The 23,592-nt window shown below is 68.9% G+C and carries 18 protein-coding genes and 1 pseudogene; 11 read left to right on the top strand and 8 right to left on the bottom strand.

Annotated elements, in window-relative coordinates:
* Positions 1-5: 5 nt before the first annotated feature.
* Positions 6-743 (bottom strand): annotated as a pseudogene (locus tag SK803_RS35095) (amidase family protein).
* A gap of 129 nt (positions 744-872) precedes the next feature.
* Entirely contained in the window at positions 873-3,005 is a 2,133-nt protein-coding gene (locus SK803_RS35090; protein WP_406601628.1) for an RICIN domain-containing protein, read from the bottom strand.
* A gap of 105 nt (positions 3,006-3,110) precedes the next feature.
* On the opposite strand from SK803_RS35090, the gene SK803_RS35085 reads away from it, so the two are divergent.
* Genes SK803_RS35085 through SK803_RS35070 form a run of 4 tightly spaced genes read left to right on the top strand, consistent with a single transcriptional unit; the run spans position 3,111 to position 7,138 of the window.
* Positions 3,111-3,620: an ArsR/SmtB family transcription factor gene (locus SK803_RS35085; protein ID WP_319970489.1), complete on the top strand. Its 510-nt coding sequence runs from the start codon at positions 3,111-3,113 to the stop codon at positions 3,618-3,620.
* Entirely contained in the window at positions 3,601-4,179 is a 579-nt protein-coding gene (locus tag SK803_RS35080) for an SRPBCC family protein (protein WP_319970488.1), read from the top strand. The genes SK803_RS35085 and SK803_RS35080 overlap by 20 nt, the downstream gene beginning before the upstream one ends.
* A gap of 30 nt (positions 4,180-4,209) precedes the next feature.
* Entirely contained in the window at positions 4,210-4,806 is a 597-nt protein-coding gene (locus SK803_RS35075) for a toll/interleukin-1 receptor domain-containing protein (protein ID WP_319970487.1), read from the top strand.
* A gap of 7 nt (positions 4,807-4,813) precedes the next feature.
* Entirely contained in the window at positions 4,814-7,138 is a 2,325-nt protein-coding gene (locus tag SK803_RS35070; RefSeq protein WP_319970486.1) for a KGGVGR-motif variant AAA ATPase, read from the top strand.
* On the opposite strand, the gene SK803_RS35065 is transcribed toward SK803_RS35070, so the two are convergent.
* The gene (locus SK803_RS35065; protein WP_319970485.1) at positions 7,111-8,313 is read right to left on the bottom strand and encodes a D-arabinono-1,4-lactone oxidase; all 1,203 of its coding nucleotides are present in this window, start codon (positions 8,311-8,313) and stop codon (positions 7,111-7,113) included. The genes SK803_RS35070 and SK803_RS35065 overlap by 28 nt on opposite strands.
* A gap of 96 nt (positions 8,314-8,409) precedes the next feature.
* Here SK803_RS35065 and SK803_RS35060 point away from each other — a divergent pair, with 96 nt between their 5' ends.
* Positions 8,410-9,846, top strand: coding sequence for a methyltransferase (locus SK803_RS35060; RefSeq protein ID WP_319970484.1), 1,437 nt, complete (start codon positions 8,410-8,412; stop codon positions 9,844-9,846).
* 36 nt (positions 9,847-9,882) lie between these two features.
* Entirely contained in the window at positions 9,883-11,217 is a 1,335-nt protein-coding gene (locus SK803_RS35055; RefSeq protein ID WP_319970483.1) for a glycosyl hydrolase family protein, read from the top strand.
* Here SK803_RS35055 and SK803_RS35050 read toward each other — a convergent pair.
* Together SK803_RS35050 and SK803_RS35045 are read right to left on the bottom strand one after the other, a co-directional pair.
* Positions 11,207-11,989 (bottom strand): siderophore-interacting protein, encoded by a 783-nt coding sequence (locus SK803_RS35050; RefSeq protein WP_319970482.1) that lies wholly within the window; start codon positions 11,987-11,989, stop codon positions 11,207-11,209. The two genes, SK803_RS35055 and SK803_RS35050, sit on opposite strands and share 11 nt — an antisense overlap.
* The gene (locus tag SK803_RS35045) at positions 11,986-14,256 is read right to left on the bottom strand and encodes an excinuclease ABC subunit UvrA (protein ID WP_319970481.1); all 2,271 of its coding nucleotides are present in this window, start codon (positions 14,254-14,256) and stop codon (positions 11,986-11,988) included. The genes SK803_RS35050 and SK803_RS35045 overlap by 4 nt, the downstream gene beginning before the upstream one ends.
* 81 nt (positions 14,257-14,337) lie before the next feature.
* Between SK803_RS35045 and SK803_RS35040 the strand changes: the two genes are divergently transcribed.
* Together SK803_RS35040 and SK803_RS35035 are read left to right on the top strand one after the other, a co-directional pair.
* Positions 14,338-15,111, top strand: coding sequence for a TetR/AcrR family transcriptional regulator C-terminal domain-containing protein (locus SK803_RS35040; RefSeq protein WP_319970480.1), 774 nt, complete (start codon positions 14,338-14,340; stop codon positions 15,109-15,111).
* Between the two features lie 46 nt (positions 15,112-15,157).
* Entirely contained in the window at positions 15,158-15,556 is a 399-nt protein-coding gene (locus SK803_RS35035) for a hypothetical protein (protein WP_319970479.1), read from the top strand.
* Between the two features lie 144 nt (positions 15,557-15,700).
* Here SK803_RS35035 and SK803_RS35030 read toward each other — a convergent pair whose 3' ends face one another.
* On the bottom strand, positions 15,701-15,877 hold the full coding sequence (locus tag SK803_RS35030; protein ID WP_319970478.1) for a hypothetical protein: 177 nt from the start codon (positions 15,875-15,877) through the stop codon (positions 15,701-15,703).
* An 89-nt stretch (positions 15,878-15,966) separates the two neighbouring features.
* Here SK803_RS35030 and SK803_RS35025 point away from each other — a divergent pair, with 89 nt between their 5' ends.
* Positions 15,967-17,514: an outer membrane protein assembly factor BamB family protein gene (locus SK803_RS35025; protein ID WP_319970477.1), complete on the top strand. Its 1,548-nt coding sequence runs from the start codon at positions 15,967-15,969 to the stop codon at positions 17,512-17,514.
* On the opposite strand, the gene SK803_RS35020 is transcribed toward SK803_RS35025, so the two are convergent.
* Positions 17,494-20,100: an AfsR/SARP family transcriptional regulator gene (locus SK803_RS35020; protein ID WP_319970476.1), complete on the bottom strand. Its 2,607-nt coding sequence runs from the start codon at positions 20,098-20,100 to the stop codon at positions 17,494-17,496. The two genes, SK803_RS35025 and SK803_RS35020, sit on opposite strands and share 21 nt — an antisense overlap.
* 142 nt (positions 20,101-20,242) lie before the next feature.
* Between SK803_RS35020 and SK803_RS35015 the strand changes: the two genes are divergently transcribed.
* The gene (locus SK803_RS35015; RefSeq protein ID WP_319970475.1) at positions 20,243-21,454 is read left to right on the top strand and encodes an RNA-guided endonuclease InsQ/TnpB family protein; all 1,212 of its coding nucleotides are present in this window, start codon (positions 20,243-20,245) and stop codon (positions 21,452-21,454) included.
* Positions 21,455-21,507: 53 nt separating this feature from the next.
* On the opposite strand, the gene SK803_RS35010 is transcribed toward SK803_RS35015, so the two are convergent.
* Positions 21,508-22,584 carry an epoxide hydrolase family protein gene (locus tag SK803_RS35010; RefSeq protein WP_319970474.1) on the bottom strand — a complete coding sequence of 359 codons (1,077 nt, stop codon included), beginning with the start codon at positions 22,582-22,584 and terminating at the stop codon, positions 21,508-21,510.
* 43 nt (positions 22,585-22,627) lie between these two features.
* On the opposite strand from SK803_RS35010, the gene SK803_RS35005 reads away from it, so the two are divergent.
* Positions 22,628-23,566 (top strand): helix-turn-helix transcriptional regulator, encoded by a 939-nt coding sequence (locus SK803_RS35005; RefSeq protein ID WP_319970473.1) that lies wholly within the window; start codon positions 22,628-22,630, stop codon positions 23,564-23,566.
* Positions 23,567-23,592: the final 26 nt, after the last annotated feature.

Below are 23,592 nucleotides of genomic sequence, written 5' to 3'. Positions count from 1 at the left end.
CGTCGTCACCTTGTCCACAGATCGCCCAACGGGGGCTTGACAGCGCGTTTTCGCAGGTAAGTTTGCGTTCTTGGGTCCCGGGTGGTCAGCCCCCGGGAGGGAGGGGCCCTGCCCGCAGCCGACTTCGCCACCACACGGGGGTCGGCCGGATCCGCGCCGCACAGCAGGCCGCACAGCAGGCCGCACAGCAGGCCGCACAGCAGGCCGCACAGCAGGCCGCACAGCACGCGCAGATCGGCGACGGTGCGGGCGAGCGGGCCCTCCACCGTCATGACCTGGGTGGGGAATGGTGGGTCGGGCTGGCCGAACGCGGCGCCCTGCGGGTAGCGGCCGTAGCTCGGCTTCAGGGCGCAGACGCCGTTGAGGAACGCCGGCAGCCGCAGCGATCCGCCGCTGTCGTTGCCGATCCCGATGTGCACCATGCCCGTCGCCACCGCGACCGCGTCACCGCCGGAGCTGCCACCGGGTGACTTCGTGGCGTCCTACGGGTTGACGGTGTGCCCGGCCAGCTCGCTGTACGTGTGCATGCCGCGGGCGTTCATCGTCGGCATGTTCGCGTGCCCGATCGGTGTCGCTCCCGCCGCCCGCAGCCGTGCGACGATCGGCGCGTCGGACGACTTCACGTTGCCGGTCAACGACTTCAGACCGTGCGTGGTGGCGGCACCCACGACGTCGATGTTGGCCTTGACCGAGAACGTGATCCCGGAGAGCGGACCGACAGGCTCGTCCTGGATGTCGAACACGGTGGTCAGCGCGTTGTAGACCGGATTCAGGGCCTCGATGACCCGCAACTGCTCAGAAAGAATCCCCGTGCTCCAGTCTATGCGGACTGGAGCACGGGGATGCGTGGTTGAAATCCGCTCAGCGGACCGTTACGGGTAATTGGCCAGGTAGGCCTCGGTAGAACCGGCGGTCACCCGTCCGCCGGAGTTGTTGATGATTCGCTCGATGGTTCCCTTGCCGCCCAACGAGATCGTCACCATGCTGTGGAACTTCACCCCCGGCGTGTTGGGCACCTCGAACGCCCGGTCGGCCACCACGCTCGGGTTGGCGTTGGCGAAGATGTAGCTGCCCAGGCCCCACGCCTCGTGCGTCGTGACGTTGTTGGAGACCTTGTACGCCGCGTAGCCGCGCGTGGAGCCGTTCATCCACGCCGCCTGGTTCGGCACTTCGTACGGCATCTCGTTCTGGTAGAAGTACGTCCGCCCGCCTTGGCCGTTCCAGATGGTCTGGTACTTCTGGTAGTGCTCGACGAACAGGCCGTACATCGTCACGTTGTTGCCGTTGACGATCAGGCCGGTGTCCGCCCGGTTCACGTCCCAGCCGACACCGATGGAGTGGTCACCGCGCCACAGCCACAGGTGGTCGCCGATCACGTTGTGGCTGTTGACCACCAACGAGGTCGTGGCGCGGCCGATGGCCGAACCGCCGATGCGCACGTACAGGTCGTGCACCGACGTCGGGTTGGCCGAGTGGTTGGCGTTGCTGCCCGGCGCGCCGATCTGCGCCAGCAGCGGCGAGTTGGTCGGGGCCGCGTCGAGGAGCAGGCCGGCGATCTTCACACCGTCCACATCGGCCACGTCCATCGCCATGTTCCCGTTGGTGGGCATGACGGTCGCGAGACCGAGGCCCATCACCACGGTGTCGGGACGCGTGACGCGGATCGGCTCGCTCACCTGGTGGATGCCCGGCGTGAGCAGCAGGTGCTTGCCGGCCGCGAGCTGGGCGTTCATGGTCGCCGCCGAAGTGCCCGGCTTGGCCACGAAGAAGTTCGACAGCGGGATGTTGGTGCCCTGCTGGTTGCCGCTCGCCCACGTGGTGCCGCTGGTGTTGCTGCGCAGCGCGGGGACGAACACGTTGTACTTGCCGGCGCCGTCGATGTTCAGGAACGGCTTCTCACGCACGACAGGGGTCTGCGCGACCGTCGTGTACGGCGGTTCGGGGAACGTGTTCTGCGGGGCGTTGCGAGCGCCGACGAAGACCATGTTCCAGTTCTCGCCGGTCCACGAGCCCCACTCGGTGTTGCGCGACAGCCATTGCTGCTGCGAACCGGAGCGGACCTGGCCGGTGACCACGGAGTCGGCGAGGAAACCACCGCTCGACCAGCCGTTGTCGTCGAGCTGCATGTTGCCGTAGACCTTCGTGCGGCGCATCGCGGACGCCTGCGAGACGGCCCACGTGTTGGTGCCGCTCGGCGGCCTGACCGCGAGGTTCTCCGCGCCACGCCAGAAGTTGTGCGTCGCGTTGCCCTCGAACCAGTCGGCCTCGACGTGCACCTGACCGTTGATCGTCACGCCGTCCGGCAGCAGGCCCAGGCCGATCACCTGGGTGAAGAAGCCGATGTTGACGTCGACGTTGTAGTTGCCGGGCTTGAACATGATCGCGAACCGGCGCGCGTCGTACTGACCCTCCTCCTGCTGCCGGAAGACGTCGTTGAGCCGCGCCTGGATGGTGCTGGCGGACATCGACGGGTCGAAGATCAGCACGTTCGGGCCGAAGTCAGGAGCCTCGGGGTCCGGCGGGGTGGAGGTGCCGAGCCGGAACGTCTGGGCGTTCGTGCCGTTGCAGGTGTACTGGACCAGCTGGACGTCACCGGTGGAGGCGCCGGGCACGTCGAGGCACTTGGCGCTGTTGCGGTTGACGAACCGGTAGGTGTCCGTGCCGACCGGTTCTGGACGCCATTGCTGGTTGTTCGCGCTGAAGTTCTGCCACATGTGGACCGCCGCGTTGTCCGCGGTGGACACGTTCGAGACGTCCCAGACCGAGCCTTCGCCGACGGTGAAGTAGCCGTCGCTCGTGGGTGTGAACTTCCAGGTCTGCCCAGAGCAGGCCTGTTGGCGGAGCTGTGCGCCGTTCGCCGATCCCTGCGACTCCACGCACTTTCCGCTGCCGACGTTCGTCACTTGATAAGCGGTTCCGGGCACTACGTCGGCCTGCGCCGCGACCGTCCACACGGGAACGACCGCTGCTGCCGCCAACGCTGCCACCAGCAGGGGGATTCTCACGGTCACAGGGTGGGGGCGATTTGTTGCAACCGTCAACGAACTTGCCTGTTTCCGGTCGGGTTCCGGTATTGACGAATGATTTTGTCAAATGAGACTGTGCTAGGCGTGGAGCTGTCGCCGTTGCGCAGATCGCTGCTGGAGCTGCTGAAGTCGCCCGCGTCGGCGACCCAGCTCGCTGCGGCCCTCGACCTGCCGCGGCAACGGGTCAACTACCACGTGCGAGCCCTGGAACAGGCAGGCCTCGTCGAACTGGTCGAGGAACGGCAGCGCCGCGGCTGCGTCGAACGCGTCCTGCGCGCCCGGCCCGGCCGCGAGATCGCCGCGGACGTCCAGGACCAGTTCGCCGCAACGCATCTGGTGTCGGTCGCGGAGGACACCGCTCGCGAGGTCGAGCGGATGTCCGGCGCCGCGGCGGACGCGGGAAAGCGCTTGCTCACGTTCACCGTGGAGACGACGGTCCGCTTCGGCGCGCCCGGCGACGTCCACGGGTTCACCAGCGACCTGGCCGAAGCGGTGCGGCAGATCGCGCTGAAGTACGACACCGAGTCAGGCCGCCCGTACCGGGTGGTCGCCATGGGCCATCCGGGAGTTGCAGATGATCAGCGGCAGCAGTGACGAAGGCGTCCGGATCGAGATCACCGTCGCCGCGCCGGTCGACGAGGTGTGGCGGTCGTTCCGGGAGAAGGAGAAGATCCGGCACTGGCACGGCTGGGACCTCCCCGAGCTGGACGCCGAGATCGACCACATCTACTTCGAGCACGCCGAGGAGGGTGACGGCCACGTGCTGCTCATCCAGGGCCACGACACCTTCACCCTCACGCCGGTCCCCGAGGGCACACGCGTCGTGCTGACCCGCGCGCCCAAGGGCACCTCGCCCGAGTGGGACGACTACTACGACGACATCACCGAGGGCTGGATCACCTTCATGCACCAGCTGAAGTTCGCCCACGAGTTCCACCCCGGTGCCGCCCGCCGCACCGTGTTCTGGGGGCGCGAGGTGCCGTTGGACGTGTCGGGCAAGCCCTTCTTCGAGTCCGCGAACCAGCGCGGCCAGGTCGTCGAAGAGTGGGGCCCCGGCCTGTTGATCACCTGCCCGAAGATGACCATCGCGACGACCTACGGGTTCTCCGACGACGAACTGGAGGCGTTGCGCCAGAAGGGTGAAGCCTCGTAATGGCGCGGGCGATGATCACGATGTGCTGGCGTGGGCTATGAGTACGACGTCTTCCTGAGCTACACGCGCCGCGGTGGTGGTGACGTGTGGGTGCGGGACCACTTCTACCGGGCGTTGCGCGAATGGCTCGGCAACGAGATGGCCGACGAACCCCGGATCTTCGTGGACTGGAGCCAGAAGACCGGGGTCTCGTGGCCGGACAACCTCGAGACCGCGTTGCTGCGGTCGAAGGTGATGGTCGCCGTGCTGTCCCCGCCGTACTTCCGGTCGGAATGGTGCCTGGCCGAATGGGAGAGCATGCTCGAACGTCATCGCACGCTCGGCTACACCACCCTCGACCACCCGCAGGGACTCGTGCTGCCCGTTCGCTACGCCGACGGAGTGCACTATCCAGCGGAAGCGCAGGCCGCGCTGCAACGTGACTTCACGCCGTGGAACAAGCCGCTGCCGTACGAGACCTACAGCCGATCGGCGAACTACGAGCACTTCTACACCGCGGTGCAACAGCTCGCGGGGGAGGTGGCGGAACGGATCGAGGACGCGCCGCCCTGGGATCCGGCGTGGAAGGTGGTGCGACCCCAGCTGACGGCGGGTTCGCTGCCGCCCGGCCCGTTGCCGAGGCTGTGAGGCTGCCGTGATCGTCACCTTTTACTCCTACAAGGGCGGCGTCGGCCGTTCCTTCTGCCTGGCCAACGTCGCCGTGCAGCTCGCGCGCTGGGGCAACCGCGTGCTGTGCGTCGACTTCGACCTGGACGCGCCCGGCCTGCACGAGTACTTCAAGCCGTACCTCGGCGGCAGGCAGGTCGAAGCGGGACTGGTCGAGGTGGTCAGCGGTGAGACCCACTGGACCAGGGCGGCCATCGATGTCGATGTGCCGGAGGCCGAGTTCCTGACGCTTCTCGCCGCGGGCCGCATGAACGCCGGCTACGCCGATCGCGCCCAGACGTTGTCCTGGCCGGACCTCTTCGCCAACCAGGATCTCGGCTGGCGGTTCGAGAAGATCCGCGCGGAGTGGGAAGAGAACTTCGACTACGTCCTGATCGACAGTCGTACCGGCATCACCGACATCGGCGGCATCTGCACAGCTCAGCTGCCGGACGTGCTGGTGTTGTGCGTCGCGCCGAACCTGCAGAACCTGGCCGGCGCGTTGGAGGTCGCCGAGAGGGCGGCGCAGGCCCGCGACAGGCTGCCCTACGACCGGTCGGGCCTGCTGTACCTGCCGGTGGTGTCGCGCTTCGACGGCAAGGAGGAGTACGAACGGGCGCGGTCCTGGCGGACCAAGCTGGCGGAGGAGTTCGCACCCCTCTACGTGAGCTGGCTGCCGTCCGATCAGGGCGACGACCAGGCCGAGCTGGGCCTGGTCGAGCGCACCACGGTGCCGTACCTGCCGTACTGGAGTTTCGGCGAGGAGATCGCGGTCGTCGACGAACGCAGCGGCAGCCCCGACTCGGTCTCCTACTACATGGACAACATCGCGGCGTTGCTCGCACATCGGCTTTCGGACGCTGACGTGCTCGTGAGCAACCGTGACACCTATGTCTCGGCCGCCCGGGAACGCGGCCGCCGCGAGACCGGTCAGGGTTTCAGCTACGACGTCCTGGTGCACGGCACGTCCGAAGAGGCTGTGGAGCTGACCACCGAGCTGATCGAGTTCGGTGTGCGGGCGGTGCGGGGGCGGTTGGCGGAGCTGTCGATGGTGCGGCACTTCGTGATCGTCGACCCGCCCGCACGGGCGTCGGCGGGGATCCAGGAGATTCTCGACCAGGTGCAGCTCGATCCCGGCCGGCTGGTGATGGTCGTGGGCGACGCGCCGAAGCAGCTCTCGTCGGCGCACCCGATCGCCGGTTCCGCTGTCGACGTGGTGACCGCGGTGCCGGCTCAGGACATGGGGCCGCACTGGGAAGGGGTGCTCGTCTTCACCGCCCACGTGCTCAAGTCCCGTGGCGACCTGATCGCGGCCCACGCGCTGGCCGGACGTGCGCTGGAGGCCGCGCAAACGCCGATCCGCGCCACGCTGCTGCGCGCTGAACTGGCCAAGGATCTGGGGCGGGTGGAGGAGGCCGAGACCGACCTGAACCGCGTGCTGAGTCTTTCGGTGTCGAACTCGTTCGAGGCGCAGCGTGCCCACCGCCTGCTCGGCGAGATCTACCGCGACGGAGACGACCTCGCGTCGGCCGTCGACCACTTCCGCGCGGCGCTGCAGGCCGGCGGCAGTGATCGGGAGCAGGCGCTGGTGCACCGGGAACTCGCCCGCATGGAGCTGCGGGAGGGGAACACCGAGCGGGCAGTGGATCATCTGGGTACCGCGCGGGGACATGCTGCCGGTGACATCGTGCTGGAGGCGCAGCTCGCGTTCGAACTGGGTTCGATGCTGCTCGACCAGGGCGACTTCGACGCGGCGGGCCGGCAGTTGGTCGACGCGGTCGAGTGGAACACGTTGTCGCTCGACGACCAGGTCACCGCGTTGCGCCAGCTCGCCTACCTGGAGAGCGTCGCCGGTCGGCAGCACGGGGCAGAGGACTACCTGCGGCGTGCGCACGACCTGGCGGTGCGACCGGTGGACAAGATCGACATCGTCATCGAGCTGGGACGGCTGCAGCGCGACGCCTTCGGTGTGGACCAGGCGATCCGCGAGCTCTCGTCCGTCCGCATGACGCTCGACCCCGGCAACCTCATCGGCGAGGCGAGGCTGGCCGAGACCTTGGGCAACCTTCATTTCGACAACGATGATCCAGAGTCGGCACGGTCGGCGTTCGTGGAAGCGCTGGAGATCTTCCGCCGCCTCGGCGATCGAGCGGGGGAGGTGCGGGCGTTGATCGGCCTCGTCTCGGTCTTCCGCGTCACCGATCCGATCCAGGCTGCTCAGGCCTCGGGCGATGCCCGGCGGTTGCTGACGAGGTTGCGGGGGCCCGAGGCGGACCTGTTGCGGCGTCAGCTGGACGCGGTCAAGCCGAAGTAGCGGGTCAGGAAGTCGTTGCGGAACACGCCTTTCGGGTCGTGCTCGTTGACCAGCGAGCGGAAGGCGTCCCACTGCGGGTACCGGGCGGCCAGCAGCATCGGCGGCACGGTGAAGAGCTTGCCCCAGTGCGGCCGCGGCGCGATGGCCTCTTCGAGGCGGGGCAGGAGGGCGAGCACGGCCTCGGTGTTCGGCATCCAGGTGAAGTGGATCGCGAGGCTGTCGCGGTCGTACGCGGGGCTGAGCCACTGCGGTTCGGCTGACACCGTGCGGATCTCGCAGGCCTGCACGAGTGGCGAGATGACCGTGGACATCTCGGCCAGGGCCCGCAGCGCCGTGACGGCACGGGTGCGCGGCACGAAGTACTCGGTCTGCAGCTCCTGGCCGACCGACGGCGTGAACTCGGCCCGGAAGTGCGGCAGCCGTTCGTGCCACGGCCCAGGCACGCCGCCCTGCTCGGTGCAGCGCGAAGGCGGCTGTCCGACCACCGGGTGGCGCGGCCCGTCGGCTTCCTTGCCGGGGAACGCGACCGGCTCGTCGCCCACGCGGTGCTTCACCCACAGCGTCGCGCCGCCCCTCCAGTCGACGAACGCGCTCACGCTGTAGGCGCCGTCGAGGATCTGTTCGAAGTTCGTCAGCAGCGTCGTCCACGCGACGTGCTCGTACACCGTCTGCGCGATCTCGAAGGACGGCACCACGTCCAGCGTCACCGTCGTGAAGATTCCCAGGCCGCCCAGTGACACCGCGGCGCCCTGCGACGTCAGTTCGACCGTCGAGCCGTCGGCCCGCATGACCTCGACGGACCTGACCGCCCCCGCCAGCGACCGCGCGCCCGACCCGTGCGTGGCCGTGGAGATCGCGCCGGCGACGGTGATGTGCGGCAACGACGGCAAGGTGTGCAGCGCCAGCCCCGCCGCTTCGAGCCGCGGTGCGAGGGCGGCGAGCGTCATGCCGGCGCCGACCCGGACGGTGTGCCCCGACACCTCGAACACCTCGGGCATGGCCGCCAGCGACACCAGCGTGCCCGAGGTGTCCGCGATCGGGCTGAACGAATGGCCCGACCCGACGACGTGCACCGCAGACGAACCGCGGACAAGCGCGCGCAGGTCGTCGGCCGACACCGGCTCGACGGCCTGGGCCGCGGTGAACGTGACGTTGCCCGCCCAGTTGGTGCTCATGGACACACGGTAGGCGCAATGGGTTTCGGTGTCGTATTCCCTATTGCTTCAGTGTGAACAGAAATTGGATTGCCCGCGGTGGCAGGGTGGACCCACGTGGGAAACGACACCGACGTACAAGCGCTCCGACAGATGTCCGGCCTGGTCACGCCGATGGCGCTGAGGGTCGCGGTGACCCTGGGCCTGCCCGATCGCCTGCGGGCCGATTGCGGTCAAGCCGCCGCCTTCGGCCCTGGTGGCGCCGCCACCGATCCCGCCACCGGCCCTGCCACCGGCCCTGCCACCGGCCCGGCCGCCGACTCCGCCGGCGCCGACTCCGCAGCCCAAGCCGCCGCCCCGCCCGCCTCTGCCGTCGCCTCGGCCGCCGCCACCCAAGCTGCAGCCCCGGCCGCCACCGCCGACTCCGTCTCCCAAGCCGTCGCCCCGCCTGCCGCCACCGCCGTCCCGGCCGCCGTCGCCCAAACCGCCGTCACTGCCGACGCCACCGCTGCCGCTTCCGACTCCGTGGCCCAAGCCGCCGCACCTGCCGCCACCGCTGCCACCATCACCACAGCCGCGGGACCCACTGCCACCCAAGCAGCCGCCACCATCACCACAGCCGCGGGAGCCACTGCCACCCAAGGTGCCGCCACCGACCTCGCAGCCGCGGAACTGAGCGCCGCCGTCGACCTCCTCGCCGCCGAACTCGGCGTCGACCCGACGGCCCTCGAACTGCTGCTCGGCCACCTCACCACCCTCGGCGTCGTCGAACGCACCGCCGCCGGCTACCGCACCACCGAGTTCGGCGCGCTGCTGTGCGAGGACGCCGGCAACGGGCTGCACAACCTCCTCCACCACGACACCGCCGCCGGGCGCGCCGATCTGGCGTTCGTCGACCTCGCTCACAGCGTCCGGACCGGCGAGCCCGCCTACCCGCTGCGGTACGGCCAGGACTTCTGGGCGGATCTGTCCGAGCGGCCTCGCCTGCGGGACGCGTTCGACCGGCAGATGACGTGGCGGATCCAGGAGCGGATCCCGCGGTTCGTGGCGGCGGTCGACTGGTCGCGGTTCGGCACGATCGTCGACGTCGGCGGTGGGCCCGGTGACCTGCTCGCCGCCGTGCTGGCGGCGAATCCTGAGGTGCGTGGTCATGTCGTCGACCTCGAAGTCGGGCCGGCGCGGCAGAACCTCGCCCGGTTCGAAGGTCGTGCGAAGGCGACGGAAGGCAGCTTCTTCGAGCCGCTGCCCACGGGAGGCGGCGCGTACGTGTTGTTCGACGTCCTGCACGACTGGGACGACGAGCAGGCGGGGCGCGTCCTGGCGCGCGTCGTCGAGGCCATGCCGGCGGACAGCAGGCTGATTGTCGTCGAATCCATCCGAGGTATGGGTGCCAGCACTGAGATGGATCTGGTCATGCTGGTGCACTTCGGCGGGCGTGAGCGCAGCGTCGAAGAGCTTGAAAGGCTGGCGGAATCGCACGGGTTGGTGCTGGATTCGGTCACCGAAGTGGCGGACGCGCGTTGTGTGCTCGAATTCCGGAAACATCCGATCTAAGGTGGGAGGGCCGCCGCACGGACGAAGGGACTTCTGATGCTTCGTGCAGCGGTCGTGGCGGCCCTGTTGATCGTGGCCGGTGCTTCACCGGCGCAGGCCGCGCCTGCCGTCGGCGTGCGGGTGGATCCGGTCGGCAGCGGTCAGGTCGGCAGGGACTTCGCCGGGTTCAGCTACGAGAAGGACCGGGTCGGCGCGCGGATGTTCAACGCCCGCAACGCCGATCTGGTCCGGCTCTTCCGGTTGCTCGGGCCGAGTCTGCTGCGGATCGGCGGCAACCTCGTGGACATGACCACGTGGAACCCGGCGGGCGCCGGTGGCGTTGCCAGTGAGGTCACGCCGGCTGACATCCGTGAGCTGGGCATCTTCGCCAAGGCGACCGGGTGGAAGGTCGTCTACGGCATCAACCTCAAGACCAACACGCCGGAGAAGGCCGCCGAGGAGGCCGAGGTCGCGGCGAGGACGCTGGGCAAGGATCTGGTGGCGTTCGAGGTCGGCAACGAGCCGAACGTGTACGTGAAGACGTGGCCCGAGTACGAGGCGCTGTTCACGAAGTTCGCCGACGCGATCAGGGCGAAGGTGCCCGGCGCGAGGTTCGACGGGCCCGGCGAGGCCAACAAGACGGCGTGGGCGATGGACTTCGGGCGCACGCAGAAGGAGCGCGGCGCGACGATTCTCTCGACGCACCAGTACATCGCGCGCAACACCGAGGCGTCGATCCCCGGCATGCTCGCGTCGAACAAGTCCGGGCGGCTGCCGACCGCGAGTGCCGCGATGCGGAAGGCCAAGGAGGCCAACGGGATCGCGCAGTGGCGGGTCACCGAGGCGAACAACTACTACCACGGTGGCGCGGCCGGGGTGAGTGATGTGCAGGCGGCGGCGTTGTGGTCGTTGGACTACATGTCCGGTGTCGCGGCACAGCAGGGCAGTGGCATCAACTTCCACGGCGGCACGAGTGTCCAGTTCCCGCTGCACTACTCGCCGATCAAGTACGACGGGCTCAACCCCGTTGGGGTGCAGGGTGTCTACTACGGCGAGCTGTTGTGGAAGCTGGCCGGTTCCGGCGAGTACCACGCGGCGGCCGTCACCGGGGCCGAGGAGGTCACGGCGTGGGGGATCGGCAACAACGCGTTCGTCAACAACAAGAACACGGCCAGCGTCACGGCGACGATCACGTTGCCCAGGAAGGCGCGGCACGCCAGCGTTTACGTGTTGACGGCGCCTGCGCTCGACTCCACGGCGATCACCATCGCGGGCTCGAAGGTCGAGAAGAACGCGAAGTTCACGCCCCGGCCGAAGAACGTGAAGGTGACCGGCACGACGACCACGGTCGACGTGCCGGCCAACAGTGCTGTCCTGGTGGTCACTCGCTGAGCGCGGCGATCCGTTCCTCGGCCTCGGCCAGGTCGTCGGTGGTGGGGGCGTCGTCCTGGGTCAGGGCGCGCCGCCAGTAGCCGGCGAACTCGATGTCCTTTTTGGACACGACGAGGCCGACGAAGTGCCTGCGCAGCGCACGGACCGCGGAGGCCTCGCCGCCGAGCCACACCCACGCCGACGACGGAACCTCGACCTCCGTCACCGCCGAGACCAGGTCCTCTCCGGCGCTGCGGTGCACCCATCGCACGCCGGGGAGGGGCTGTTCCTCCGCCGGATCCGCGACTTCGACGAACGCCAGCCACTTCTGCGAGGCCTGCAGCAGTTCCAGCAGCGAACCGATCGCGGGCAACGCGGTTTCGTCGCCCGCGAACACCAGCAGGTCCGCGGTGCCGAGCGGGCGGGCGTAGTCGCGGGACGGCCCGAACCGCCCGATGACGTCGCCCGGCCGAGCCCTTGCGGCCCAACGAGAAGCGGGTCCGTTGTCGCCGTGCAGCACGAAGTCCACGGTCAGCACGCCGTCGACCAACGAGCGCACGGTGAAGCTGCGCATCCACGGCCGTTCGGGCTCGGGCATCGCGAGGTAGGCCTGGTACCACACGCTCACATCGGGAGACTCCGACACCAGCGCGGACCCGCCCGGCTTGGGGAACAACAGCTTCAGCTGCTGGTCCGGCCAGCTCCCGATGTCCGAGAGCCCGTCGCCGGTGAACGTCATCCGCACCATGCGCGGCGTCAAGGACAGCACCGATGTCACGGTCAGCAGGCTCACGCCAGGTACTCCTTCAGGTGCTGTGCGGTGAGCGTGCCGGACGTGCCGACCAACTCGCCGGGCGTGCCGGTGAAGACCACCTGACCGCCGTCGTGACCGGCACCGGGCCCCATGTCGACGATCCAGTCCGCGTGCGCCATCACGGCCAGGTGGTGCTCGATCACGATGACCGTGTTGCCGGCGTCGATCAGCTGGTCGAGCAGCCCGAGCAACTGGTCGACGTCCGCGAGGTGCAGGCCGGACGTCGGTTCGTCCAGCACGTACGTGGAAGCCTTCTCCGCCATGCGGATCGCGAGCTTCAGCCGCTGCCGCTCGCCGCCGGACAGCGTGGTCAGCGGCTGGCCCAGCGAGAGGTAGGACAGGCCGACGTCGTGCAGGCGTCCCAGCACCGCGTGCGCCTGGCCGGACGGGAAGAACGCGTGCGCCTCGGCCACGGACATGCCGAGCACCTCGCTGATGTTCTTGCCCCGCAACGTGTAGCGCAGCACCTCCGGCGTGAACCGCTTGCCCTCGCACTTCTCGCACACCGTCGCGACGCCGGCCATCATCGCCAGGTCGGTGTAGACGAGTCCGATGCCTTTGCAGTGCGTGCACGCGCCTTCGGAGTTCGCGCTGAACAACGCCGCCTTCACGCCGTTGGCCTTGGCGAACGCGGTCCGCACCGAGTCGAGCAGTCCTGTGTAGGTGGCGGGGTTCGACCGGCGTGACCCGCGGATCGGTGACTGGTCCACCGTCACCACGTCCGGCCGTTTGCGCAACGAACCGTGGATCAGCGACGACTTGCCCGAGCCCGCGACGCCGGTGACCACGGTCAGCACGCCGAGCGGAATGTCGACCGAGACGTCCTTCAGGTTGTTCGTCCGCGCGCCGCTGATCGTCAGGAAACCCTTGGGGGAACGGAACTCTGGCCGCAGCTTGGCCCGATGGCCGAGGTGCCTGCCGGTCAACGTGCCGGAGGTCCGCAGCCCGGCCACGTCGCCGGAGTAGCAGAGGTGCCCGCCGTTGACGCCCGCGCCGGGCCCGAGGTCGACGACGTGGTCGGCGATCTCGATGGTCTCCGGCTTGTGCTCGACGACCAGGACGGTGTTCCCCTTGTCCCGCAACCGGAGCAGCAGGTTGTTCATCCGCTGGATGTCGTGCGGGTGCAGGCCGACGGTGGGTTCGTCGAACACGTAGGTGATGTCGGTGAGCGAGGATCCCAGGTGCCGCACCATCTTCACGCGCTGCGACTCGCCGCCGGACAGCGTGGCCGACTCGCGGTCGAGCGACAGGTAGCCGAGGCCGATCTCGACCAGCGAGTCCAGCGTGTTGCGCAACGTCGCCAGCAGCGGCGCGACGGACGGGTCGTCGATCGAGTGCACGAACTTCGCGAGGTCGCTGATCTGCATCGCGCAGCAGTCGGCGATGTTCACCCCGCGGATCTTCGAGGCGAGCGCGGCCTCGTTGAGCCGTGCGCCGCCGCAGTCGCCACAGGTCGCGAACGTGACGGCGCGGTCGACGAACGCCCGGACGTGCGGCTGCATCGACTCGCGGTCCTTCGACAGGATCGTGCGTTGCAGCTTCGGGATCAGGCCGTCGTAGGTGACGTTGGTGCCGCCGACGTTCAGCTTCGTGGTCGGTTTGTAGAGGAAGTCCTGCAGTTCCTGCTCGGTGAACTGCGCGATCGGCTTGTCGGCGGGGTAGAGGCCGGAGTTCGCGAGCACCTGCCAGTACCAGGTGCCGACGCCGTAGTTCGGGGCGTCGATCGCGCCCTCGTTCAACGACTTCGAGCGGTCCACGATCGCGTCGACGTCGATGGTGGTGACCTTGCCCAGCCCCTCGCACGCCGGGCACATGCCCTCCGGCAGGTTGAAGCTGAACGCGCCGGAGGTGCCGACGTACGGCTCGCCGAGCCGGCTGAACACGATCCGCAGCATCGTGTGCGCGTCGGTCGCGGTGCCGACGGTGGAACGGGAGTTCGCCCCCATCCGCTCCTGGTCGACGATGATCGCCGCGCTCAGGTTGTGCAGCGCGTCCACGTCCGGGCGCCCGATCGACGGCATGAAGGACTGCAGGAACGCGGTGTAGGTCTCGTTGATCATGCGCTGCGACTCGGCCGCGATCGTGCCGAAGACCAGCGAGGACTTGCCGGAGCCGGACACGCCGGTGAAGACGGTCAGGCGGCGCTTGGGGACGTCGAGTGACACGTCCGCGAGGTTGTTCTCCCTGGCCCCGCGGACCTGGATCACGTCGTGGCTGTCTGCGACAGCATTCCCGACGGTATTCACAGTGCGTTCCCCCTGGAATGATTCTTTATGCAGTAAAGTATCGACCAACGAGGTTACTTTACGCCGTAAGGAGTCGCAACCGTGGTCGTCTACGCAGGTCAGGGGGACCCGCGTCGGTCCATCGAGTTGCTCTGGCGCGGACCGGTCACGGAGAAACGTTCCGGTCCGAAGCCGGGCTTGAGCGTGGACGCGATCGTCGACGCCGGCATCGCGGTCGCCGACGAGCAGGGCATGGCCTTCTCGATGCGCGCGGTGGGGGAGCGCCTCGGTCGCACCGCCATGGCTCTCTACACCTACGTGCCGGGCAAGAACGAGCTCGTCGACCTCATGTACGACCGCACGATGGCCGAGCTGCCGACCTCCTACGACCTGAGCGACGGCTGGCGTGCCGCCGTCACGCGGTGGGCGCAGGACATGTGGGAGTGCTACATCCGCCACCCGTGGGTGCTGCAGGTGTCGCAGGCACGTCCGGTGCTCGGTCCGCACGAGTTCGCGGTGACCGAGGCGCTGGCCGCGATCCTGGTCTCCACCGGTCTGCCGGGACGCGAGCTGCGCGGCATCGTCGGCGCCATCAACTACTTCGTGCGCGGCGCCGCCCAGACCGTCGCCGAGGCGCGGGCCGCGGGTGGTGCGACCGGCGAGGCCGACGAGGAGTGGTGGTACGCGCGCTCGGCCGTGCTGGTGGAGATCGAGCCCGACCTCGAAAAGAAGTTCCCGATGCTGCACCTGCTGGAAAACGATAGAGAGCCTATCGATCCGGAGTTGCCGTACCTGGAGAACGACGCCGTCGAGAACTTCCGCAGTGGACTTCGCGTACTTCTCAACGGTGTCGAGGGTGCTGTGGCAAAACTGTGACGAAGTCCGGACGTTCGCGACACATGGAATCGATGAGATCGTGTCCATGGCAATCGTGCCCAGCGGGATCGGGCCCAGAACGGTCGGCACACTTCTTGTGGCCGTCGCATGCGCGATGCTGCTGACGGTGCCGAGCACCGCCGCCACGACGTCGCAGGTCGACCGGCCCGCGATCATGCGGATGGAGTACACCGTCGGTGATCTGACCGGCGTGGTGCACGCACCACGGACTCTGGTCGGCGAACTGCCGTTGGTGTTCGACTACTTCGGGTACGACGCTCAGGCGCAGGAGCTGGCGCGGCAGGGATTCATCGTCGTGCTCGTGCGCGATCCCGCTGTGCTGACCAGGCATTTGGAGATGTGGCGCGACCTGCACGCGGGCTCCGGTCCGCTGGTGGAACGATTCGCCGGGTTCGCCCGCCACTTCGCGGTGGCAGAACCGTGACACCGTCCCCACGACTGATCGGTGAGATCACCGCATGGCAATCGGAAGAGCCGCGGCCGTCATCGCGCTCGCGCTGGTCCTGACCGGGCCGTCCAGGCCGGCCACCCCCGCCACGCCCGCAGCGGCCTCCGGGGAGTCGAGTGCTCACACGGTCAGCGCGCCTTCGAGGTGTTCGGTCGTCACCCGCAACCGGACCAGCGGGTCCGGCCGGGTCCAGCCGGGGAGGCGTTCCCGGGCTGCCGCGGGTACGACCACCTGGCGGAAGAGCTGGCGCGGCAAGGTTTCGTGGTCGTGCCGGTGAGCGTGCACGTCGTGCCGCATCAACCGATCGGCTAAGTCTCGACACGACTTTGGGGGGTCGTTTCCCGCTTCCGCTACTGCCAGGGTGAACAGCGGAAGGGGGAAATTCCATGCTCAGAACCACAGCGCTGCTCACGGCAGCGCTAGTAGTGCTGACCACCTCACCTGCGAGCGCCCACGCCTCCGGTGACTGGGCCGGTTGGCAGAAGGATCTCAACGGTTCCCGGCACAACTCCGCGGAGTGGCGCCTCAACCAGAACAACGCGGGCAAGCTCAAGCTGAAGTGGGCGTTCGCGTACCCGAAGGGCGAGTTCAACGCCGTCCGCAGCCAGCCGGCGATCGTCGGCGACACCGTCTACTTCGGTGGCCCCGACGGCAAGTTCCACGCCCGCGACAAGCGCACCGGCAGCGCCAGGTGGGAGTTCACGCTCCCGCCGGCCGCCCGGTACGCGTACAACTCCGACGGGCCGGCCGTCAGCGACGGCAAGGTGTTCTTCGGGGACAGCGCGGGCCGGTTGTTCGCGCTCGACCAGCGCACCGGCCGGAAGCGCTGGCAGACGCAGATGGACGACACCATCGCCTCGATGACGACCAGCTCACCGATCGTCCACAACGGACTGGTGTACGTCGGCACGTCCAGCGGTGAGAACGTCTTGCCGCGTGACTACCCGTGCTGCACCTTCCGCGGCCACATCGACGCCTACGACATCGACACCGGCGCGCTGGTCTGGCGTCACTACACGGTGCCGGAACCCGTCGAGGTCGGCACGTGGCCCAACGGCGCCAAGCGGTTCGAGCCGTCCGGCGTCGGCGTGTGGAGCTCGCCGGTGATCGACCGCAGGACCGGCACGCTCTACGTCGGCACGGGCCAGAACTACACCGGCAAGGGCGGCGAGTTCGACTCGCTGCTCGCGCTCAACGCCCGCACCGGCGCGGTGAAGTGGACCAACCAGGTCACCGACGCCGACACGTGGCGCTGGGCGTGCAACGAGCCCGACGCCGAGGGTTACTGCCCTGGCCTGAAGGACGGCACCAACCTCGACTACGACATCGGCGCGACGCCGAACCTGTTCGAGGTCAACGGGCGCCAGCTCGTCGGCGTCGGCCAGAAATCCGGTGTGTACCACGTGTTCGACGCCAGGACCGGCCAGGTCGTGTGGCGCCGTCAGCTCGGTGTGCCGCTGCCCAGCGGTGGCGTCTCTGGCATCCAGTGGGGGTCGAGCTACGACGGCAAACGCCTCTACATCGCGACCTACTTCGCCGACCCCGGCAAGCTGTTCGCGGTGGATCCCGGCACCGGCAACGTCCTGTGGGAGACCCCGGCACCCGCCGACGGCTGTTCCACCGGTGGCGCGGCCGGCCAGCCGGGATGTGCGGCGGCGCACGGGGTTCCGGTGTCCAGCACGCCCGGTGTGGTGTGGCTGGGCGCGCAGGACGGCAAGTTCCGCGCGTACGACGCGAAGACCGGCAAGATCCTGTGGGCCCACGACACCGTTCAGGACGTTCGCGGGGTCAACGGGCTGACCGGGCGCGGCGGTGTGATGGCAGGGCCTGGCACGGGTGCGGTGGTGTCGGACGGCATGGTCTACGTCCAGTCCGGCTACCACTCGGACTTCGTGAACCCGAACGGGCCGGTGCTACTCGCGTTCGGCTTGTAGTTTCGCGCGGACGCCGTCCGTGGCGAGGCCGGCTTCCGCGCGCAGCTCAAGAGATCTCTGCCAGGCGGCACGAGCAGGCTCGGCGTCACCCGCGGCCGCGTGGGTGTCGCCGAGCTGTTCGTACGCGGCGGCCTCGAGCGGGAGGTCGCCACCGGTCCGGAAGTGCTCGACGGACTTCGTGAACGCGTGCACCGCCCGTTCGTACTGGCCAAGGCCGAGGTGCGCGGCGCCCAGGTTGTCCCACGTCTCGGCCTGGCCGATCACGTGCCCCATCGCCTGCCACATCGGCATCACGCGCTCGGCGTACTCGACGGCCCTGGCGTGCTCGCCGAGCTTGCCGTAGCCCCACGCGAGCCCGGTCAGCGCGTTGGCCTGCCCGTAGTGGTCGCCGCACTCCTCGAACAACGCGAGGCCCCGCCGTGTGTACTCCATCGCCTCGGCCATCTTGTCGTCCGGGCACAGCATCGCGATGTTCAGCAGCACCGCGGCCTGTCCCGCCGGGTTGCCCTCGTACACGTCGAACGCCCGCTCCAGCGCCGCGGTGGCTTCACCGAGTCGTTTCTGCCGGCCGAACGCGCGGCCGAGGTTGATCAGCATGCGGCCCAGGCCGTCGGCGTCGTCGAGCTTCTCCAGTGCGGCGACGGAGATCTGCTGGGACGTCAGCAGATCGCGGTAGTGGGCCTGGCGGTCGAGGACGTCGGACAGCGACCAGCCCATGAGCCACGTCTGCGTCGGAGTGCCGTGCGCCATGGCCGACATCAGCGTCGGGTGCTCGATCACCAGCCACGCCAACGCTTCCTCGCGCGTGCCGAACGATGTGACCACGACGCCCTCGGCCGGCTGCGGGGTGGCCGGGCGGGAACGGGACGGGGTGAACACCAGGCCCGCCTCGACGCTCGTCAGCGCGAGGTGGTCGAGCAACCGGTGCAGCGCCTCGTCGCGTTCGGAGGCCAGCGCCAGCTCGGCCGCGTAGTCGCGCAGGAGGTCGTGACACGTGAACCGGCCCGGTTCCGGCTCGTCGATCAGGTTCGCCCTGGCCAGTTCCGCCAGCAGCGCCGAGGTCTGCGACACCTCCAGCCCGGCCAGCGACGCCGCGCCCGCCAGACTGATGTCCGAACCCGGCATGAGCCCCAGCAGCCGGAACAACCGCAGCCCCGGCGGGCTGAGTGCCTTGCAGGAGTGGGAGAAGACCGAACGCAGGTCCGCCGTGACGTCATCGTCGTCGGCGAACGCGTCCAGGTCTGCGAGTTCGTCCGCGAGCGTGGCCAGCGGGAACTCCGGTTGCGTGGCCGCACGGGCACCGGCCACCGCGAGCGCCAGCGGGAGGCGGGCGCAGCGGCGGACCACGGTGTCGACCGCGTCCGGCTCGGCGTGCGCGCGTTCGTGACCGATCCGGGACGCCAGCAGCTCGCGGGCGTCGTCCGGCGGCAACAGGCCCAACGGCAACGAGTGCGCGTGCGCGGGTTTGAGCGCGGTGCGGCTGGTGATCACCACGTGCGTGTCCGGCGTGCGCGGCAGCAGCGGCTCGACCTGGTCCGCGTCGGTCGCGTTGTCCAGCACCATCAGCACGCGCTTGCCGGCGAGCGCGTCCCGCAGCAACGCCGCCTGCCCGGCCAGGTCGTGCGGCACCTGGGCGCGCGGCACGTCGAGCGCCGACAGGAACCGCAGCAATGCGTCGCCGGGACTCACCGCCGCGCCGCTCGGCCCGAACCCGTGCAGGTTCACGTAGAGCTGCCCGTCCGGGAACCGCGCCACCGCCCGGTGCGCCCAGTGCACGGCGAGCGTGGTCTTGCCGACCCCGCCCGTGCCGGTGATCACCACGACGCCGTTCGGCGCCTGGTCCAGTTCGGCCAGTTCCAGCGCCCTGCCGGTGAACGGTTTGGGCGGCGCGGGCAGTTGCCGTGGCGCGGAGGCGGTCTGCAGGCGCCGGTGCAGCGTCAGCAGGTGCCGTGACGGTTCGGCGCCCAGCTCGTTCGCCAGGCGGGCCCGCACGATCTCGAAGTGCCGCAACGCTTCCGCCGCACGCCCGCTGCCGTGCAACGCCTCGATCAGCTGGGCCGCGATCCGTTCGTCCAACGGGCGTTCGGCGGCCAGAACCTGCAACTCCGGCACCAGCTTCGTGTGCTCGCCGGAGTTCAGGCGGGTGTCGGCGTGGTCGAGCCGGGCGGCGAGCAGTTCGTCCGCGAACTCCGCGCGGGCGTGCCGCGCCCATGGAGTGTCCAGTGTGGACAGAAGCTCCTCTTGGGCGAGCGCAAGCGCTTCCGCGGTCCTGCCGGTGCGCACCAGGTGCCGGAAGAGGTGCAGGTCGATCTCCAGTGGATCGACCCGCACCACGTATCCGGTGCCCTCGCGTTCGATCAGGCCGGGCAAGGTCTGCCGCAGCCGGGTCAGCCAGGTCTGCATCATCGCGCGGGCACGGGTCGGCGGCGCGTCCCCCAGGACGCGTTCGACCAGCTCCTCGGCGCCGACCACCTGACCGGCGTCGACGAGCAGCACGCCGAGCAGGGCTCCCAGCCGCGTCGGACCGAACTCGGTCTCGCGGCCGCCCACCCGCGCCGAGACTCCGCCGAAGACCGTGAACCGCACGGTGATCACCGTAGCGCCGTTCGAAGGTTCCGGCGGAAGCCCCGGTCTTCAGATCGGGAGGAATGTGCGCTCCAGTTGTGCGGTGCGCAGGCCGCCAGTCCGGTGTCGTGGTCGTTGTGGTGCTCCCGGTAGATTGTGTGCCGTGCGGACGGCGTACAAGTGCCGGGCTTACCCGACCCCCGAGCAGGCCGCGGTGTTGAACCGAACGTTCGGGTGTGTCCGTCTGGTGTGGAACAAGACCTTGAGCGAGCGGAATCGCCGCTACCACGTCGAGGGTGTGCGCACGTCGTACCGGCAGACCGATGCGGCGTTGACCGAGTGGAAACGAACCGAGGAACTTGCGTTTCTGTCGAAGGTGTCGTCGGTGCCGTTGCAGCAAACGCTGCGCCACCAGCACACCGCGTTTGCGAACTTCTTCACCGGACGCGCCCGCCTTCCGAGGTTCAAGTCCCGCACCGGGCGGCAGAGCGCGCACTACACCCGCTCGGCGTTCCAGATGCGCGAGGGTGTGTTGAGGCTGGCCAAGACCGGCGTGCCGCTGCGGTTCGTGTGGTCCTTCGACGGCGTGGACGTGGCTGCGCTGGACCCGACGATGGTGGTGGTGTCCCGTGAGCCGGACGGCCGCTGGTACGTGACGTTCGCCGTGGACACCACCGAGCCCGTGCTGCCCGAGTTGGCCGGGCACGCCATCGGCGTCGACCTCGGTCTCAAGGACTTGGCGGTGACCAGTGATGGTGAGCGGATCGCGAACCCCCGGCATCTGGTCCGCAAGGCCCGGAACCTGGCCCGCTATCAACGCAGAGTGGCCCGCTGCCAGCGCGGCAGCGGCAACCGCCGCAAAGCGACGGCCAAGGTCGCCCGCGCGCACCGCAAGGTCCGCAACGCCAGGAAGGACTTCCTGCACCGCACCACCACCGGTCTGGTGCGCTCGGCCGACGTGATCGCGATCGAGGACCTCAACGTCGCGGGCATGGTCCGCAACCGGCGCCTGTCCCGTGCGATCTCGGATGCGGGCTGGGGTGAGCTCCGCAGGCAGTTGGGGTACAAATGCGCTCGCGCGGGTCGGACGCTGGTCGTGATCGACCGCTGGTTCCCGTCCAGCAAGACCTGCTCGGCCTGTGGGCACGTGCTCGCAGACCTTGCCCTGACTGCCCGGCACTGGACGTGTCCGAGCTGCCGCGCCCGGCACGACCGGGACCTCAACGCGGCGAAGAACATCCTTGCGGCTGGTCGAGCCGTAGTCCGAAGCACTGTCTCGGGCGATGCCTGCGGAGCTGATGTCAGACGGCAAGGGCCATCCCTTCCGCGATCGGCAGTGAAACAGGAAACCCGCGCCGCGAGGCCCAGCGCATAAGCGCTACCCGCCGCAAAGCGGGTGGGATCCCTGTCCTTCAGGTCGGGGAAGAGTCAAAAAAGAAACGCCTCTCGCAGTTCGCTGACCATCAGCTCCGGCACCTCCAACGCGGCGAAGTGCCCGCCCTGTTGCATCTCGGTCCACCGCACGATGTTGTGGTTGCGCTCGGCCATCCGCCGGATCGGCACGCCCACGTCGTGCGGGAACACCGCCACCGAGGTCGGCGTCGGCGACTCGGGTTCCAGCTCACCCCACGTCTCGTCGCCCTCCTGGTAGTACCGCGCCGACGAGCCGGCGGTCCGGGTGAACCAGAAGATCGACACGTTGGTCAGCAACGCCTCCAGCGGCACGCCGACCTCCGGGTCGCTCCAGGTGTGGAACGCCCACTCGATCCATTCCAGTTGCGCGACCGGCGAGTCGGTGAGGGCGTAGGCGACCGACTGCGGCCGTGTGCTCTGCATCGACACGTACCCGAACTGCTCGTACTCGTACCTGTACGCCTTCTCCACGGACCTCCGCTCTGCCTCGACGGTCATGTCCGCCGTCTCCTGGGTGACACCGGCGGAGAAGATCTGGTTGAGGTGGATCGCCCTGACCTCGTCCCGCATCCCGAGCTGCCGGGTGAGCATGGCGCCGAAGTCGTAGCCGTGCGCGAGGTACCGGTCATAGCCAAGCCGCCGCATCAGCTCGGCGAACACGGTGGCGACACGGGGGATGTTCCAGCCGAGTTCGGTGGTCGGACCGGAGAACCCGAAGCCGGGCACCGACGGGATCACCAGGTGGAAGTCGCGGCTCAGCGGCTCGATCATCTCCGCGAACGCGAAGCCCGTCGTCGGCCAGCCGTGCGTGAGCAACAGCGGTTCGGCGTTGTTGTTGGCGCTGCGGACGTGGATGAAGTGCAGCTGGGTTCCGTCGATCTCGGTGAGGAACTGCGGGATCTTGTTGAGCCGCCGCTCCTGCTCGCGCCAGTCGAAGTTTCGCCAGTGGCCGGCGAGTTCGCGCAGGCGTTCCTGCGGCGTGCCCTGCGCCCACGACGCCCCGGCGGGGGAGTCGGGCCAGCGGGTCTGGTCGAGACGGCGGTGCAGGTCGTCGATGTCGGACTGAGGGACGGAGATCTCGAACGGCTTCATGGTCATGACGCTAAAAGCACTGTAGGACAGATATGGTCCTACAGTGTCCTCTGCTCGTTTGCTGAAGTTGCTCGGGCTGCTGCAGTCGCGTCGCGAGTGGTCCGGGTCGGAGCTGGCCGACCGGCTGGGCGTCACCGCGCGCACGGTCCGGCGTGACATCGACAAGCTCCGGGACCTCGACTACCCGGTGCACGCGTCGATGGGCACGTCCGGCGGCGGCTACCGGCTCGGGCCGGGCGCGCGGCTGCCACCGTTGCTGCTGGACGACGACGAGGCGGTGGCCGTGGCGGTCGGGCTGCGGACCGCGAGCGGCATCGAGAACATCGGTGAGACGGCCGTGCGGGCGTTGCTCAAGGTCGAGCAGGTGCTGCCGTCGGCGCTGCGGCACCAGGTGGCCGCCCTGGAGATCGCCACCGTGCCGCACACCGGGTCGGCCGCTGTGGTGGACGCGTCCTTGCTGACGTCGGTCGGCACGGCTTGCCGCGACCGGCAGCGGATCCGGTTCTCCTACGTCGGGCACTCGGGGGAGGAGTCCCTGCGCGAGGCCGAGCCGCACCGGCTGGTGACGTGGGGCCGGCGCTGGTATCTCGTCGCCTGGGACGTGCTGCGGGAGGACTGGCGGACATTTCGGCTCGATCGGATGAGCGTGCGCACCCCGTTCGGTGCACGGTTCACGCCTCGTGAGATTCCCGGCGGTGACGCGGGGGCGTTCGTGGCCGCGCGAGTCTCCGACAGGTGGCCGGTGCAGGGGGTCGTGCGACTGAGCGTGCCTGCTTCGGAGGCCGTGGAGTGGCACAGCTACGGCGAGGTTTTGGCCTTGGACGAAACCTCGTGCCAGGTTCGGGTCGGTGGCGAGACGATGGACGACGTGGTGTTCATGCTGGCGAGCATCACCGTCGAGTTCGAGGTCGTCTCCCCGCCGGAACTGTCCGCCGCACTGATCCGGGCGGCGGACCGGTTTCGCCGGGCAGCGAAATTCTAGAGCTTTTCTCAGGGTGCTGACAGCAG

It is taken from the genome of Lentzea miocenica (genome assembly GCF_033949945.1).
Lineage (GTDB): Bacteria > Actinomycetota > Actinomycetes > Mycobacteriales > Pseudonocardiaceae > Lentzea > Lentzea miocenica.
This window is presented reverse-complemented; position numbering and strand designations above follow the sequence as displayed.

Bases quoted from the DNA above. Each gene is read 5' to 3' on its own strand.
- SK803_RS35080 (WP_319970488.1), top strand. From the start codon at position 3,601: ATGATCAGCGGCAGCAGTGACGAAGGCGTCCGGATCGAGATCACCGTC.
- SK803_RS35065 (WP_319970485.1), bottom strand. From the start codon at position 8,313: ATGAGCACCAACTGGGCGGGCAACGTCACGTTCACCGCGGCCCAGGCC.
- SK803_RS35055 (WP_319970483.1), top strand. From the start codon at position 9,883: ATGCTTCGTGCAGCGGTCGTGGCGGCCCTGTTGATCGTGGCCGGTGCT.
- SK803_RS35035 (WP_319970479.1), top strand. From the start codon at position 15,158: ATGGCAATCGTGCCCAGCGGGATCGGGCCCAGAACGGTCGGCACACTT.
- SK803_RS35030 (WP_319970478.1), bottom strand. From the start codon at position 15,877: ATGCGGCACGACGTGCACGCTCACCGGCACGACCACGAAACCTTGCCG.
- SK803_RS35025 (WP_319970477.1), top strand. From the start codon at position 15,967: ATGCTCAGAACCACAGCGCTGCTCACGGCAGCGCTAGTAGTGCTGACC.
- SK803_RS35010 (WP_319970474.1), bottom strand. From the start codon at position 22,584: ATGAAGCCGTTCGAGATCTCCGTCCCTCAGTCCGACATCGACGACCTG.